Origin of the sequence: Deinococcus psychrotolerans (genome assembly GCF_003860465.1) — a bacterium.
Classification (GTDB): Bacteria; Deinococcota; Deinococci; order Deinococcales; family Deinococcaceae; genus Deinococcus; species Deinococcus psychrotolerans.
On sequence record NZ_CP034183.1, the window covers coordinates 2,231,991 to 2,247,707 of the forward strand.

General features: G+C 57.6%; 9 protein-coding genes. 8 read left to right on the forward strand and 1 reads right to left on the reverse strand.

Annotation, left to right across the window (positions count from 1 at the left end; all coding sequences use genetic code 11):
• Nucleotides 1-228 precede the first annotated feature (228 nt).
• The 8 genes from EHF33_RS11045 to EHF33_RS11080 all read left to right on the forward strand — a co-directional run bounded on the left by EHF33_RS11045 (nucleotide 229) and on the right by EHF33_RS11080 (nucleotide 13,930).
• Nucleotides 229-2,655, forward strand: coding sequence for a type I restriction-modification system subunit M (locus EHF33_RS11045; protein WP_206431580.1), 2,427 nt, complete (start codon nucleotides 229-231; stop codon nucleotides 2,653-2,655).
• Complete coding sequence (locus EHF33_RS11050) at nucleotides 2,645-4,609, forward strand: restriction endonuclease subunit S (protein ID WP_124871313.1); 1,965 nt, start codon at nucleotides 2,645-2,647, stop codon at nucleotides 4,607-4,609. Before EHF33_RS11045 ends, EHF33_RS11050 begins: the two co-directional genes overlap by 11 nt.
• Nucleotides 4,606-5,778 (forward strand): restriction endonuclease, encoded by a 1,173-nt coding sequence (locus EHF33_RS11055; RefSeq protein ID WP_124871316.1) that lies wholly within the window; start codon nucleotides 4,606-4,608, stop codon nucleotides 5,776-5,778. The genes EHF33_RS11050 and EHF33_RS11055 overlap by 4 nt, the downstream gene beginning before the upstream one ends.
• Nucleotides 5,775-7,721: an AlbA family DNA-binding domain-containing protein gene (locus tag EHF33_RS11060; protein ID WP_124871319.1), complete on the forward strand. Its 1,947-nt coding sequence runs from the start codon at nucleotides 5,775-5,777 to the stop codon at nucleotides 7,719-7,721. Before EHF33_RS11055 ends, EHF33_RS11060 begins: the two co-directional genes overlap by 4 nt.
• Nucleotides 7,718-10,900, forward strand: coding sequence for a type I restriction endonuclease subunit R (locus EHF33_RS11065; RefSeq protein WP_124871322.1), 3,183 nt, complete (start codon nucleotides 7,718-7,720; stop codon nucleotides 10,898-10,900). The genes EHF33_RS11060 and EHF33_RS11065 overlap by 4 nt, the downstream gene beginning before the upstream one ends.
• Nucleotides 10,897-11,607, forward strand: a complete 711-nt coding sequence (locus EHF33_RS11070; RefSeq protein ID WP_124871325.1) for a M48 family metallopeptidase — start codon at nucleotides 10,897-10,899, stop codon at nucleotides 11,605-11,607. Before EHF33_RS11065 ends, EHF33_RS11070 begins: the two co-directional genes overlap by 4 nt.
• Nucleotides 11,608-11,998: 391 nt before the next feature.
• Nucleotides 11,999-12,283: a helix-turn-helix domain-containing protein gene (locus tag EHF33_RS11075; RefSeq protein ID WP_164473458.1), complete on the forward strand. Its 285-nt coding sequence runs from the start codon at nucleotides 11,999-12,001 to the stop codon at nucleotides 12,281-12,283.
• A gap of 462 nt (nucleotides 12,284-12,745) precedes the next feature.
• A complete protein-coding gene (locus EHF33_RS11080) occupies nucleotides 12,746-13,930 on the forward strand; it encodes a tyrosine-type recombinase/integrase (RefSeq protein WP_124871331.1) in 1,185 nt (394 codons plus the stop codon).
• Nucleotides 13,931-14,178: 248 nt separating this feature from the next.
• Here EHF33_RS11080 and EHF33_RS11085 read toward each other — a convergent pair whose 3' ends face one another.
• Nucleotides 14,179-15,699, reverse strand: a complete 1,521-nt coding sequence (locus tag EHF33_RS11085) for a Ppx/GppA phosphatase family protein (RefSeq protein WP_124871334.1) — start codon at nucleotides 15,697-15,699, stop codon at nucleotides 14,179-14,181.
• Nucleotides 15,700-15,717: the final 18 nt, after the last annotated feature.

Below are 15,717 nucleotides of genomic sequence, written 5' to 3' on the forward strand. Positions count from 1 at the left end.
TTCCGTGCGGTATGGCTTCCGTGAGATTTGAAACGGTGACTCATCTTCTCAAGGGCAGTCGAAATGTCCATGAAAATCCATGATGATATTTAGGCTTCCCCGACGGAGAGACCTAACTGAATGGTCTAGAGCCACGTCGAGTTCGCAGGGCGCAACTCGTCACATCTAGTAGCACGGCAACAACGTATTGTTGACGTGATTATCATGGCCCGAATTATACTCAAGCAGTTGGAACGGCATCTGTTCGCCGCCGCAGATATTTTGCGCGGTAAGATGGACGCCTCAGAATTCAAGGAATACATCTTCGGCATGCTGTTCCTCAAACGCGCTTCTGACGTGTTTGAGGGACAGCATGCCCGCATTATTAAGCAGCAACTCGTGCAAGGTCGCACGCCTGAGCAGGCCAGAGAGCGAGCGGATAACCCGGCGTTCTACGCCGAGCGAAACGTCTTTTACGTTCCATCCAAGGCCCGCTGGACATTTATCCGTGATGAACTGCATGGAGACATCGGCAGCGGCCTGAACAAAGCCCTCGGTGCCTTGGAGGAAAGCAATCACGACGCTCTTGAAGGTGTGGTCGGCCACATCGATTTCAACAGAAAGGTCGGCCAGACCCGCATTCCTGACACCAAGCTGCGCGAGCTGATTGGTCACTTCAGTGAAATGTCGTTGCGTGACGAGGACTTTGAGTTTCCCGACTTGCTTGGTGCGGCCTACGAATATCTCGTTAAGCAGTTCGCCGACAGCGCCGGGAAGAAGGGGGGAGAGTTCTACACGCCCCGTGAAGTCGTTCGCCTGATGGTGCGTCTGATTCACCCACAACCGGGCATGCGCGTCTACGACCCGACGGTCGGCTCCGGTGGCATGCTTATCCAGAGTCGTCAGTTTGTTGAGGAGCATGGCGGTGACCCCAGCACGGTATCTCTTTACGGGCAGGATTCCAGCGGCAGTTCATGGGCCATGGCCAAAATGAATCTCATCATGCACGGTATTCATGACGCTGACCTGCGAAACGAAGACACTCTGGCTAAGCCTCAACACCGCGACGAGAAGGGACAGCTTCTTTTCTTCGACCGAGTCATTGCCAATCCGCCGTTCAGCTTGAACTACAGCCGAAATGACTTGGAATTCACCGACCGCTTCGAGTACGGCTATACCCCTGAGTCCGGTAAAAAAGCTGACTTGATGTTCTTGCAGCACATGTTGAAGGTGACACGAGAAGATGGCATGGTCGCTACCGTTATGCCGCACGGTGTGCTGTTCCGGGGCGGTGAGGAGAAGTCCATCCGCAAGGGCTTGCTGGATGACGACGTGCTTGAGGCGGTGATAGGTCTTCCGGCCAATCTCTTCTACGGCACCAGCATTCCTGCCGCCGTCCTGATACTGCGGCACGAAGGGGGCAAGCCCGCCGAGCGGCAGGGGAAGGTACTGTTCATCAACGCGGACGCCGAGTTTTACTCAGGCCGCGCCCAGAACTACCTGCGTCCAGAACACATCGAGAAGATTGCTAGCATCTATGCCGCGTTCCAGGATGTGCCTGGCTATGCCCGCGTCGTAAGCCGGAAAGAGCTGGCTGAGAACGACGACAATCTGAACATCCGCCGGTACGCCGACAACACCCCCGCTCCCGAGCCGCAGGACGTCCGCGCCCACCTGCAAGGCGGTGTGCCGAGAGCTGAAGTCACGGCAAAAAGTGAGTTGTTTGCCGCACACGGGTTCGACCCCATGGCGCACGTCTTCTACTCTCCCAGAGCCACCTCCAGTTACGTTGAGTTTGGTGAACATGCCACAACCCGTCAGTTCCTGCGCGAACTCGTGGAGACCTTCCCCGGCGTCACAGCGGCAGAGGAGCAAATCACAGCCCGCTTTGACCGGTGGTGGCAGGAGCAGCACCAGCACATCACGACACTTCCTGAAACGGAAGCTTTGCAGACCGTTCGTGCTGAACTCCTCGGCAGCTTTCAGCGGGCCTTGGCCGTTCCAGTGGGACAGGTTGCCATGCTCACTCCCTTCCAAGTCGCGGGCATTATCGCCAGTTGGTGGGACGACAACAAATACAACCTCAAGACGCTGGCCGCCAATGGCTGGAGCGAACTCCTGAACGGCTGGATACAGAACGCGGTGGGCGACGACAACGACACCAGCACGACCGGCGGCATTGACCGTGACCGTCTGCTACACGCTCTCGCGCCCAGAACCATGAGCAAGTTGCAGCAGCTTGAGGAAAGCCGTGCCGAGCTGGAAGCCCAACTCAGCGAGCTTGAGGGTGAGAGCGCTGAGGAAGGTGACGACGAGGCCGAGCATGACCCGCTGGAAGCCGCTGCTAGCGCCGCCAAAGCCAAGCTGGTGAAGAAGAAGCTGAATGAGGTCAAGAAGACCTACAAGGCCACGCTGGTGCAAGCCCTGAGTGTCCTTCAGGCCAGTGCTGACGCCATGACCGACGCCGAGCGGCAGGCGGTGGCCCTGACGTTCATGCGTGAGAATTTGGAGGCTGCCCTGAGCCGTGTCGTCACCGCGCACCGCAACCAGATTATCGGTGTGTTGGAGCGTTGGCACGACAAGTACCACGTCAGCCTGCGCGAGTTGGAGCGGGATAGGGACGGTGCAGCCGCTCAGTTAGACGGGTTCTTGCAGGAGCTGGGTTATGTCGGGTGAGTGGAGAGATATTCAGCTCGGCGAAGTAGCTGAATTTGAAATGGGACAAGCTCCATCGTCACGCTTCGTTAGTGAGGATGGAAGAGGTTTGCCATTTCTACAGGGCAATGCTGAGTTTGGAACACGCTATCCAGTTCCTAAGCTCGTATGTTCTCAGCCCACAAAACTCAGTGAAGAGAACGATGTCTTAATCAGCGTTCGTGCCCCCGTCGGTGCCATCAATCTATCTAACGTTCAGTACGCGATTGGACGTGGCTTAGCTGCCATCCGCTTTAATGATATGGATGCCAATTTCGGCTGGCATGCTGTCAAGTTTGCCGCACCCCAACTCAATAAAGTGGCTCAGGGTTCTACATTTGAAGCTATAGGTAAAACTGAGTTGGGACGTCTACATATTCCCTTCCCGCCTCTCCCCGAACAGCGCCGCATTGCTGCCATCCTTGACATGTTAGACCGCACCATAGAAGGCACGCAGCACATCATCACCAAGCTTAAGGTGACCCGACAGGGTCTCCTTCACGACTTGCTGACGCGGGGGCTAGACGAGACCGGCCAGCTCCGCGACCCAGTGCGCCACCCTGAGAAGTTCAAAGATACCGAGCTGGGGCGAGTGCCGAGGGAATGGAGTGTTGAGCGTATCGGAAATATTTGTGAGCTTGGACGTGGAAGAGTAATCAGTAAGCCTTATCTCGAAACTCATCGCGGGATTTACCCTGTTTATTCCTCACAGACGAAGGATGATGGCTTATTCGGTAAAATTGACACATTTGACTTTGAGGGCGACCATGTGACATGGACAACTGACGGAGCTAATGCTGGGACGGTCTTTTTTCGTACAGGTCAATTCAACTGTACAAATGTTTGTGGTATTTTATCAGCTAAAAATCAACTCAACCTACATTATTTGGCATTGGCGCTGGCCAATCGTACACAAGCGCACGTCAGCTACGTAGGTAATCCGAAACTAATGAACAATATTATGGCAGCAATCAAAGTTCCAGTTCCGCCGATTTCTGAGCAATACGCTATCATATATGCCCTGAAAGGTGATTCAGCACGCATAAGAACCGAATCCGCCCAACTCCTCAAGCTCAAATCCCTCAAGCGCGGGTTGATGGATGACTTGCTGACGGGGCGGGTGCGGGTGCCGGAGGCGGCTGTCAGTAAGCATGAAGACAGCCTCGCACGTGCTGGTGTTCGCTCTGACGTAATTCCTGATGCACCCGCCGACCTGCCCATCATGCCGCCGCCGCCTCCAGTCGTGCCACAGCCTCACGCCATGTTCCGCACTGCCTCTAGTGCAGACGTTCAGGCCATAAGTCAGTGGACGCGGGAGCTTCAGGAGGCCGTGCAGGGGCAGCAGGTGGGCCTCTACTCACCAGAAGCTTTGGACGGGGTCTTGCCGGAGTTACTGGCCGCCACCATTGACCGCGAAAGTATCCAGCTCGTTCCCAGCTTGTTGGCACGTGCGGGCGTGCGGTTCATGTTGCTGCCCCACCCCAAAGGGAGCCGGGCCAACGGAGCCGCCTTCTACCTGGACGAACCAGGACGGACGCAACCCGTGGTGGGGCTGTCGCTCCGGCTGCCTTACTTGGACGTGTTCTGGTTCAACCTGTTGCACGAGCTGGGCCACATCCGGCTCAACCACACGCCCGTGCTGGATGAGGCGTTGGGAACCGGTGACCAGAATCCATACAGCGCCGATGAGCAGGCGGCGAATGCGTTCGCCAGGGAACTGTTGATACCCGCCGCCGTCTGGCAGCCCTTCTTGGCCGATGGAATGCCCAGCAGTGGACGTATCAAACGGTTGGCCACGAGCCTGGGTCGTCATCCGGCGGTGGTGGCAGGACGGGTGGGCTATGACACGGGGAACTGGGGTGCTGTCAACGCACCTGACCTGCGGCCAACCGTCGAGCGTGAGCTGCGTGAGCTGGCCGCTACTCTAATGCCATGAGTAGCAACAAAGCACGAACGTCCTGGTTCCCGCTTTACAGCTCAGCCAGCACGCTCTACAAACTGCTGAACGGTCAGAACGTGGCCGAAATTGACGGGCTGCGAGAAGCTATCGCTGGTCAGATGGGTACCTTGGCCAGTCCTGTCAACTGGAGCGAGCCTGATGCCTGGATTACCGAGCGACTGACTGGTAAGCAGCATCAGCAAGCGCGGCGGGTCTGGGAAGACAGTGGAAAGACGTTCAATCCAAGGTACATGGACGGCGAGCTGGCGCTGGCCAAAAACTTTCAATTGCTGGCCGAGCAAGACGGCAAGTACGTCGTCACTCAGCGTGGCCAACAATTCCAGCGCAGCAAGTCTGACGTTCTGCGTCACATCGACGAGGAGGAGGGCGTGGTGGCCCTGCTGCTGGCCCTATCCGGTTCTGCGGGCGTTAAACGTAAAGCGCTGCTGGCAGGGTGGCTGCAACTTCTCTCGCCTGCCGGTGAACTCCGTACCGAGTCCACGATGATGGGTAAGCTCTACGAACGGCTCAACAACGTCATCGCTCGCGGTCTGGTGCGGCGTGAAGGTCAGAAATATGAGCTGACAGGTTCTGGGAAAACCTATGCCGACACCTTCCAGTCCCCTGACACGAGCTTGGCCCGGCAACTCAAGGTGCTGGCACAGGAATACGAAAAGCAGCAGCGCGAACTGCTCCGAAGCTTGCTCTCGAAGATGCATCCTTACCGCTTCGAGCATCTGGTAGCTGGGCTGCTGGAAGCGATGGATTACAGCGACGTCACCGTGACCAAGCAGAGCGGCGACAAAGGGATAGATGTGGTGGCCACTGCCCGCTTTGGCATCACCACCGTCAAGGAATTGGTGCAGGTCAAACGGGTAGCTGGAACTACCGGTGCGCCCGTCATCAGCCAGTTGAGGGGCAGCCTACACACCCAGAACGCCATCAAGGGCATGGTGATAACTTTGGGGACCTTCTCCAAGGAAGCCAAAGAGATGGCCTTTCCTTTGAACGCTGCGCCCATCACCTTGATTGATGGCGAGACGCTGCTGGACTTGCTGCTGGAGTACAAAATCGGCGTCACATCGACCACTTTGAACTTGCTGGCGGTGGAGTCTGCATTCTTCGCCGACACCCCACCCACCCAGGAGGCGGCAGAACTCATATGACCTCCCACGTCAATTCCTTTGCTGAACTGCTGCTGCTCCGGGAAGCGGTAGATGTGGAGGCCAAGCGAGCACAAGGACAGAGCGGGCGCGGCGAGTTGCCGCACGATTTCTGGCCCTCCTACTCGGCGCTGGCCAACACCGATGGAGGATTGATTGCGCTAGGTGTCAGGGAACGGTCTGACGGTTCGTTTGAGCCTCTCGGTATGTCCGACATCGAACGGGTGCGCACCGACTTGTGGAACCTGCTGAATAACCGTCAAAAAATCAGCGCCAACCTCTTGACAGAGAAGAACGTTCAGATTCTTACAGAGGACGACAAGTCTCTTCTTCTGGTCTGGGTCCCCAGAGCGTCACGGCAGCAGCGTCCCGTTTATGTGGGTCAGCATCCGCTGACCGGCACTTACCGGCGCAACTACACTGGCGACTACATATGTGAACCCGACGAGGTGCGGCGCATGATGGCCGAAGCGCAGGGCGATGGCTGGCCTGACAGTCGCATTTTGCCCAACTATGGCCTGCACGACCTGAACAGAGACAGCCTCAAAGCCTATCGGAATGCCTTCAAAGCGGCACAACCCAATCACCGTTACCTTGATTTGGACGACCTCGAATTGATGAAAAAGCTGGGCGGCTGGCGATATGACAGAGAATCGAAGGTAGAGGGACTGACGGTCGCTGGACTGGTGATGTTTTCCGAGTACGAGGTGATTCGAGAAGTCATCCCCAATTTCTGGTTGGATTACCGTGAGGTCGACCCTGCTTTACCCGCGAGCGCGCGCTGGAGTGACCGCCTGACTATGGACGGCAAGTGGTCAGGGAACGTTTACGACTTCTACCGTCAGGTGTATCGTCGGCTGATACGTGACCTGAAAGTACCGTTCCGCGTTCAGGACGGGCAACGGATTGACGATACACCGGTCCACGAGGCGCTGCGGGAGGCGCTGGCCAATGCCCTGGCCCATGCAGATTACTGGGGTAGCGGTGGGGTGGTCATCATCAAGGAAAAGGACGGCTTCAGTTTCAAGAATCCTGGACTGCTGAGGCTGCCGCTAGAACTCGTTCTTGAAGGAGGTCATACCGACCCGCGCAACAACAGCATCCACCGGATGTTTCTGATGGTGGGCGCAGGCGAGCGGGCGGGTTCCGGTATCCCGAAGATTCTCGGAGCCTGGGATGACGAGCATTGGCGTGCGCCCAATCTAGTCGAGGGCGTCAAACCCGACACAGTGACGTTGCAGTTGACCATGCAGAGCTTGTTGCCTGAAGCGGCTGTTCAGGACCTCCGCAGACGTTTCGGCAACGATTTTGAAGCCCTGAGTCACGACGAACGGTTGGCATTGGTAACGGCAGATGTCGAGGACGCTGTTACCAATGAGCGGCTCCAGGGAATTACCAAGCTTCACTCGGCGGACATCACCCGTTTGCTGGCCGACTTAACGACCCGGCGTATGCTCCACCCGGAAGGCAAAGGACGGTGGACGAAATACCGTCTACCGGAGACTGGAGAGTCTAGAATCCCAAGCCTCTGGCAGGCAGCAGAAGTTGTAGCAGGAGAACATCCTCTTGTGTCGGATGACCCTGCCCCTATGTCGGATGACCCTGCCCCTATGTCGGATGACCCTGCCCCTATGTCGGAAGAGCAGACCCTTGTGTCGGATGATGTCCTCACTGTGCCGGAGAAGTCTCCCGAGCATCTGGGCAGGCGTGCAGCTTCCCGCGCCCAAATGGAGCAGGCTGTTTTGCGAGCCTGTCAAGGCGAGTTCAAGACCATTCTTGAACTCGCCCAGTCTCTCAACCGCTCCGCAGAAACCTTGAGTCGCCACTACCTATCCAGGCTCGTTAGAGTGGGACTTCTAGAGTTGCAGTATCCCAACGTCCCAACGCGCAAGGGGCAGGCGTACCGCGCAGTTGTATCCCCTACCCTGCCAGAGGAGCAACCATGACCCAGGGCCGTGAGTACAACGAGGTCGAGTTTCCGTTCATCGGTCAACTGGTCGGGATGGGCTGGAATCACTTGGTGGGAGACAGGTACGTCCCAGCCTTCACGGAACGCAACAGCTTTAAGGAAACGTTGCTGAAAGGCCGCCTGCGTGAGGCCCTGCGCCGCATCAACGCACCGGAGTATCCCTGGCTGACTGACTCGCATCTGGACGAGGCTCTGAGCCAGTTGACCCGCTTGCCTGCCGGGCTGGTGGGCCTGCGTCCAGTCAATGCTCATCTAACCAGCCTGCTACTAGAGGGCGTCCAAGTCACGGGGCCGGACGGCAAAGGGCATACTCTTCGCTTCATCGATTTCCGGACACTGAGCAGGAATGATTTTCTGGCCATCAATCAGTTCCGCATAGACCCCCCAGGGTACGTGGCTGGACCTGGATACATCATTCCGGATGTGGTGCTATTCGTGAATGGCATTCCATTGGTCGTGGTGGAATGCAAGTCGCCAGGCATCGCCGAACCGATGGCACACGCCGTCAGCGACCTGCTGGGCTACCAGAATCTGCGTGACAGCGCTGAAATCGAGGGCGTGGAACGCTTTTTCCATCCTGTGCAACTGCTGGTCGGTACCAGCTTCTACAAGGCTGTGCTGGGCACCGTCGGTGCACCCGCTGAAGAATTCCTGACCTGGAAGGACACCTACCCATTGACCCGTCAGGAGGTCCAAGAGAAGCTGGACAAGCCTCAGCTTCATCCACAGCAGGTTCTAACCGCAGGCGTGCTTTACCCGCACACCCTCCTCGACTTGCTGGAAAACTTCACACTCACTGACCCGGAGAGCAAGCGGGTGGCGCGCTACCAGCAGTACCGGGCTGTTCACAAAGCGCTAGCCCGCCTCAAATCCGGCGAGACCCGGCTGCTGGGGGCGGAGGTCGATGGGCGCGGCGGCATCGTCTGGCACACGCAGGGGTCTGGGAAGAGTTTGACGATGATGTTTCTGGTTCGTGCCCTTCGTACAGTACCGGAACTTCGTACATTCAAGATTGTGGTCGTCACCGACCGGCGCGATTTGGAAAGACAGCTCGTGAACACCGCGCAGGTTGCAGGCGAACCAGTTACGGTTGCCAAAGGAGTCAAAAAGCTGAATACCGAGCTGGCCAAGCAGGGAACAGGCTTTGTCTTCGGGATGGTGCAGAAGCTGCGGGGGCAAATCGGTACGGAATTCGACCCGCAGCAGGCCGTCCTGAACGCCAGCCCGAACATTCTTGTACTGGTGGACGAAGCACACCGCTCACACACCAACACGCAGCATGCACACCTGCGGGCCGCTTTACCCAACGCAGCCATGATTGGTTTCACCGGTACGCCCATCATTACAGGCCAGAAGAAGAAGACCCACGAGATTTTCGGGCCGATGCTTGACACCTACACCCTCTTGGAGAGTCAGGAAGATAAAGCTACCGTCCCCATTCTCTACGAAGGCCGCACCGTGAATGCCTACCTGAAAGATGGGCAGAACTTGGACAGCCTGTTTGATACTTTCTTCGGTGAACTGAGCAAAGCGGCACGGTTGAAGCTTCAACAAAAATACGGCACGTTGGGCGACATCCTGGAATCTCCCAGGCTCATCGCCCTCAAGGCGCGGGACATGCTGCTGCATTACGCCAGCCAGGTGCTGCCCAATGGGTTAAAGGGTCAGGTGGTGGCTCCCAGCCGCCGGGCGGCAGTCGAGTACCAACGCGCCTTCCGGAAAGCCCAGGTGGAGTTGGTCGATGAGCTTGAACACCTCGACTCCATGTTCATGAGGCTGCTGCCAGCAAAACTCGCCAGCTTGGACGAACACACCCGCGCCCTCGTCATGGCATATCCATATCTGGACCGCCTGCGGGTCTTGGAATTTGCCGCCGTCATCTCTGCTGACGGCACAGACCCGCCGGAGTGGACCGAGTGGTCAGACCCACTCAAGCAGGAACTGCGTACTGGTGAGAAGGGACAGTTCAAGACCCGTGAACATCCCCTGAGCCTGCTCATCGTCAAGAGCATGCTGCTGACGGGCTTCGACGCGCCGGTCGAGCAGGTGCTGTATCTCGACCGAAACATTCGCAACCACGAATTGCTCCAAGCCATCGCCCGCGTCAACCGCACGCATCCTGGTAAGCGTCACGGTCTGGTGGTCGATTACTACGGGGTAGGGCATCACCTCGCCCAAGCCTTGAGCGATTACACGCAAGCAGAAGTGCAGGGAGTCATGTCCTCCATCAAGGACAGCCTGCCGCTGCTGGATACGGCCCACTACGCCGTGGTGAGCCTGTTCAGTGGCACGGCTCTTCCCCTGACGGACTGCGAAGACTGTGTCAACGCGCTGAATGACTCCAAGCTGCGAGCGGAATTCAAGGTCAAGCTCAATTTATTCTTAAACGCGCTGGATACCGTGTTGCCACGTCCGGAGGCGCTGCGCTACGTGGAAGACGCCGCTCTGCTGAGTCGCATTCAATCCACGGCCCGGCAAGTTTATCAGGACGGCGATGAAGACGAGATGCTTGGAGCCGGAGAAAAGGTGCGGGCGCTTATAGCCCAATACGTGGATGTCAGCGCTATCCAAGTCAAGGTGCCGCCCATTGAGGTGCTGAACCCGAATTTCAGTCAGCAGGTCGGCGGCTACCTCTCCAAGCAGACGCAGGCCGCTGCCATGGAACACGCCGCTAAGCACTTCATTACCCTGCATGCTGACGAGGACCCGGTGTATTACCAAAAACTCAGCGAAAAACTTGAAGAGCTTCTCAAGCTGCACGCTCAGCACTGGGATGCTCTCGTCAGTGCCTTGAAGACATTCATTGGTGAAGTGCAAACTGGAAGGCCCGCCGACACCACTGGCCTCAATCCCCTCACCGAAGCGCCCCTGTTCAGTTTGCTGCTGGCGGCCCAAGCTGCGGAGCTTCAAGGCCTCAGTGAAGCCCAAAGAGAGCGCTTGATTGAGGGGACGGTCACTGTAGTGCAAGAACTCCGCAACCGCACTGTCAGACCGGACTTCTGGCGCAACGCGGTTCAACAGAAACAGGTCAAGGGTTGGTTGTTTGCTTTCCTTGACCAGCACGACCTTGTCCCTTATGACGCGTGTGCTAAAACCGCCGACGAGCTAATGAACCTGGCCAAGCATCTTTATAACCGTTGGTCTACGCCCCAATGACCTCTGCTACCCACTGGGAATTGAGCCGTGGCGAGCTGACCTTTACAGTGAAGGAAAGTCCTCGCCGCACGACCGTGTCCCTGGGCGTGGAGCGTGACGGACAATTGGTTATCCTTGCGCCCGTTGGCATCAGCCCGAGCAGACTTGAAGCGCTGGTTCAGGCCAAGCAGGACTGGCTGTATGGCAAGCTCGCCCTCAAACAGCACCACCGCGAGCGCCCTAGGCGGGAATTCGTAACAGGAGAGGGCTTCTGGTACGCCGGACGCTCGTACAGGCTCCAACTGGTTTCTCGCACTGCTCAGGGGGCTGAGCTGAGTCTCCATCAAGGCCGATTTGAACTGACCCGTGACCGCGTTCCCAGTGGCCGGGCAGCATTCATCGCTTGGTACAAAGCCCACTTGAGAGCGTGGGCACAGGGCACGCTTGCCCGGCATGCCTCCCGGCTGCATTGCTTGCCGAGAGCCTTACGGGTTTTAGACCTCGGACAACGCTGGGGGTCATGCAACAGTAGTCAGGAATTATACCTGCACTGGCGCGTCGCTCTTTTGCCTCGGCGGATGGCTGAATACGTCTTGTTGCACGAACTCGTTCACCTGGAATATCATCACCACCGCGCCGAGTTCTGGTCGCGGCTGGAGGTTTTACTTCCAGATTACGCCGAGCGGAAAGCTTGGCTGGCTTTGAACGGTGCAGAGTATGACCTCTGAAGAAACCCCATGAAGAGGTTGAAAACGAACAATTGAAGGGGAAAAAGGATGAGCTGGCTGGTGTAAGCTGGTAAACGATTCCAGGCAGCCGCTTCATAGGCTGGACGATTTGTGCATCTTGAATTCATACCTTGGCCCCACTGCCAGCTTCTGTGCCTTCGTTCCTGACATTCACGATTTCTTGGAGTGCTACCGCATGAGAGCCGTTAACGGGCCTCAACAGGATTGAACGTGCGACTGTCGTCTCTGTCGCCAATCCACCACCTTTCCGACGCTTTGAAAGACTCTGCAAGTCAGCGGCGGATGAAAGCCCAAGCCTGAGTCCACTGGGCTGCGCGTCACGCGCTGAAGAGTCATTTCAGTCCAGACGGTGAACACGCTAAGCTTTAATGTGGAAACAAAACCCCCCCTTCCGACCGCTGACCAGTATCCCGTCAGCTTGATTAGCAACGAACTGCTCAGCACGGCACAGGTGGCCAAATACCTGGGCGTCAGCGCACGAACAGTTCGGCGTCTCATCCGCCGTGAAATCCTCCAGTCACGCACCATTGTGCCCAGCGGAGACTGCGCCTCCCGCAGAGCCACCTACCGGGTCGATTTCGATGACCTGATGCTGTACATCTCGCGCTGCATGTTCAGGCCCAGCGCAGTCAACGCAGCCGCTCCCCAGAGCTGAGCCGTGTCCCGACGCCTCAAACAGCTAAGCCGCCGTGCTGTCTTGCATGATGGACAGCGGTGTGAAGAGGCGTCGGGGCGCTAGACCCGCATCCATCCCCCCGACGCCCATTGAGAATCACCAACGCCCGGTCTTCGCCTCCTACCTTCCTCAACCTCTACCGCAGTCACCGGCTTTGCTCTAAGTGATTGGGCAAAGTGAAGAGGTGGTTGGTGAAATAAATTTGAAAGGTCATCACTACAGCCCTGTTGGCAGAACCAGCCACCTGACTTTCGCAACCAACTCACTGCAACTCCGCATTCAATATTCCAATCAGCGCTTGTTGCTAAAACGTTCCCGCACGTTTAAGAGTCGCCTTAGTTAATGTGGAATAATTATTTCACGAGATTGACCAGTTACACGATAGGAAACTTGACAGATGTCAATATTGACTACCAGATGTAAAACTTATAGGCTTTCGTTATGGTTAATGAAAAGAAATCTCACGGACAAGGCAGCATCAACGTTGAAGTTAACAGCAATGGCGTAGGAAAGTATCGTGCCCAGGTGATGTTGGGCAATGATGATTGCGGTAAGCCGAGGCGTTTCAGTCGCACGTTCGCCAGCCGGAAGCAAGCGCAGCAGTACCTGCGCGACCTTGAGGTACAACACCGTAATGGCGTCCTCGGGAACCCCAATCGGGTGACTTTGATGGAAGCTATTGAGATGCTGTTGGAGAGCAAGGAAGGCAAGCGGGCACCTAAGACCATCTATGAGTACCGTGTTGAGGCTCGGCGATATATCGCCCCCACGTTGGGGAAGATGATGCTCAAAGACGTAACGGTGCTGGTGCTGGAGCATTATTACGCCAGCCTGAACCAGATGAAAAAGGGCGGCGCACCGTTGTCGGCCTCGGTGCAGTCCCACATTCGTACTCTGCTGAACCAGACTTTCAAGGATGCCGCCAAGCGCAAGCTGGTTGGAGTCAATGAGAACCCCTGTGTGCATGTTCGTCCCGAACCGGCCAAACGTCATCAGCCCAAATCGTGGTCAGAATGCGCGTTCACCGAGGAGGAAACGACTCAATTTCTTAAGAAGACCAAAGATGACCGATGGAGCGTTATTTTTAGCCTTGTGGTGCGAAGTGGCCTGAGAAACGGTGAAGCGTGCGGCCTCAAGTGGGAAGACATTGATTTCGCTTCTGCTGTCCTTCACGTGCGCCGCACCCGCAGTTTGGTCGGGGGTCGGCCAGTGGAGGGGCCACCCAAGTCGCGCACCAGCATTCGGGATATTCCTTTATCACCGTATCTGCTCACCATGCTAAAGGAACACCAAGTCGGCCAACGTCTGGAGGCAAACTATGCAGGGTGGCCCAACAATGGGTATGTCTTCACTACGACCAGAGGGAAGCCACTTGAGTTGGGTGTTGTCCTCAAGCAGATGCATCGGCTGTGTGACTTGGCTGGCGTGCCTCGCAAACGGGTTCACGACTTGCGGCACACTTTTGCAACGCTGGCACTGGCGAACAGTCCGATGCAAGCCGCAGTCAGCCGAGTACTCGGACATTCGCGTCTGTCTCTCACGCTAGACCGCTACCAGTCAGTTTTTGAGCGTGAGCGGCGGGCGGCAGTAGCATCGCTTGACCATGTGCTATCGATGGATAGGTAGAGGCCATTACCCGCCGATTACCCGCCAAGGTAGGTTGTCCAGCCCTAAAAAAAGAAAACCTCATCTAGGATGGGGTTTTCTGTTATGGATTGTCAGACTTAAACCAAGAAACCTAACGATTATGAGTCGTTCGCTCTAACCAACTGAGCTACATCGCCTTACTCACCCGCACGCAGCAGGCTTCAAGACTTTAGCGGAGGCGCGGGCAAAATACAAGCCTTGCAGGGACGCAGCGCTGCTCAGTGCGCTCAGCTTCCCTGCGCCGCTTCCACCTTCAGCTCGCCGTATACCTGCCGCCATACGTCGCTTTTATCCTGCGCTCCGGCCAAATCCAGCGCGGTAACGCCCGCTACCGTGAGAACCCAGCTGCCGCCTTCCCGGTGCAAATCCACGATCTGGCTCTGGCTGCTGTGGGTGCGGTCTAGGCCGTCGGCCACCCGCAAGATGGCCGTCAACTTGGCCACCCCTTCGCGGTCAATGCTGCTGAGGGCTTGAAATTCGATGTGGCTGGACTTGGGCGCACTTTTGCGGTGATAACGGGCAATTTGGGCAATCAGTTCGAGTTGGCGGGGGTCAAAACCGCGCAGACCTGCGTGCCGAATCAGGTAGGCGCTGTGCTTGTGGTGACTGCTCTGCGAAACGCTTTGGCCGATTTCATGCAAAAAAGCGGCGGCGCTGAGCAAGCTGGGCGCTTCTTCGGGAAAAGACTCCCCCCGCCGCTGGAGGCGTGAGAGCAGGTCTTGGGCCAGCGCGGTGACTTGGCGGGCGTGCGGCAAGCTGACCATGAAGCGCTCGGCCAAGGCGGCGGCGCTGCGCTGGCGGGCGCTCAGGCCGCTTTCCCAGTGGGTCTGGGCGGCCAGTTCCTCGATCACCATTCCTTCGCGCATCGCTCCCTCGCTGACGGTGGCCCGCTCGGCTCCCACCGCTCTGAGGGCCGCTTCCAAAATGGCCGCTCCCGCCACGATAATGTCGGCGCGGCGCGGATCGATGCCCGCTCTGATGCGTCCGGCTGGGGTCAGTTTTTGGAGGTCGCGCACCAAGTCGCCCAGCGCCGAGACTTCAAACGAAAAGCCGCCCACGCTGATTTCGGTAACGCCCAAGACGCCCCGGCGCTGGGCAATCGCCGCGCCCACCGCTTCGAAGGTGCCGCTGGAGCCGAAAACGCGGGTGGCGCTGCCGACCCGGAAGGTGCCCAAGTGCGGCTCAAGCGCTTTTGTCACGAGCTGCTGCAAGGCTTTGACGGCGCGGGGCCCGGGCGGCTCCTTTTGCAGATGCGTCAGGTGCAGCCGCACGCTGCCCAGCGGCAAACTGATGACGTGATCCGGCTGCTCGGGGCCGCCGCGTGCCAGTTCCAAGCTGCCGCCGCCCAAATCCAGCAGCAGGTTGTCGGCTCCAAACTCGACGCTGTGGGCCGCGCCCAGATAAGTCAGTTGAGCTTCGCGCTCGCCGCTGATCATCACCGGATAAACGCCGGAGGCTTCACTGACCCGCGCGGCCACCTCCTTGCCGTTGGGCGCTTCGCGCATGGCGCTGGTGGCGTAGGCCCGCACCTCGGAGACCTGCGCGGCGTGGGCGAGTTCTTGAAACTGCTTGAGGGCTTCGGTCAGCCGCCGCTCACCTTCGGGGGTGATGTTGCGCTGCTCGTCCAAGCACGCGCCCAGCCGAGTGCGCTCTTTGAGGGTGTCGAGCACTTGATAGCTGCTGCCCCGCGCTTCAGCAATCAGGAGGTGACAGGAATTGGTTCCAATATCGGCAACGGCAACGCGCATAAAGTGAGCATAGCGGTT

What these genes read in the sequence shown, in the direction of transcription:
- EHF33_RS11050 (WP_124871313.1), top strand. Translation starts at nt 2,645, where the DNA reads ATGTCGGGTGAGTGGAGAGATATTCAGCTCGGCGAAGTAGCTGAATTT.
- EHF33_RS11055 (WP_124871316.1), top strand. Translation starts at nt 4,606, where the DNA reads ATGAGTAGCAACAAAGCACGAACGTCCTGGTTCCCGCTTTACAGCTCA.
- EHF33_RS11060 (WP_124871319.1), top strand. Translation starts at nt 5,775, where the DNA reads ATGACCTCCCACGTCAATTCCTTTGCTGAACTGCTGCTGCTCCGGGAA.
- EHF33_RS11065 (WP_124871322.1), top strand. Translation starts at nt 7,718, where the DNA reads ATGACCCAGGGCCGTGAGTACAACGAGGTCGAGTTTCCGTTCATCGGT.
- EHF33_RS11070 (WP_124871325.1), top strand. Translation starts at nt 10,897, where the DNA reads ATGACCTCTGCTACCCACTGGGAATTGAGCCGTGGCGAGCTGACCTTT.
- EHF33_RS11080 (WP_124871331.1), top strand. Translation starts at nt 12,746, where the DNA reads ATGGTTAATGAAAAGAAATCTCACGGACAAGGCAGCATCAACGTTGAA.
- EHF33_RS11085 (WP_124871334.1), bottom strand. Translation starts at nt 15,699, where the DNA reads ATGCGCGTTGCCGTTGCCGATATTGGAACCAATTCCTGTCACCTCCTG.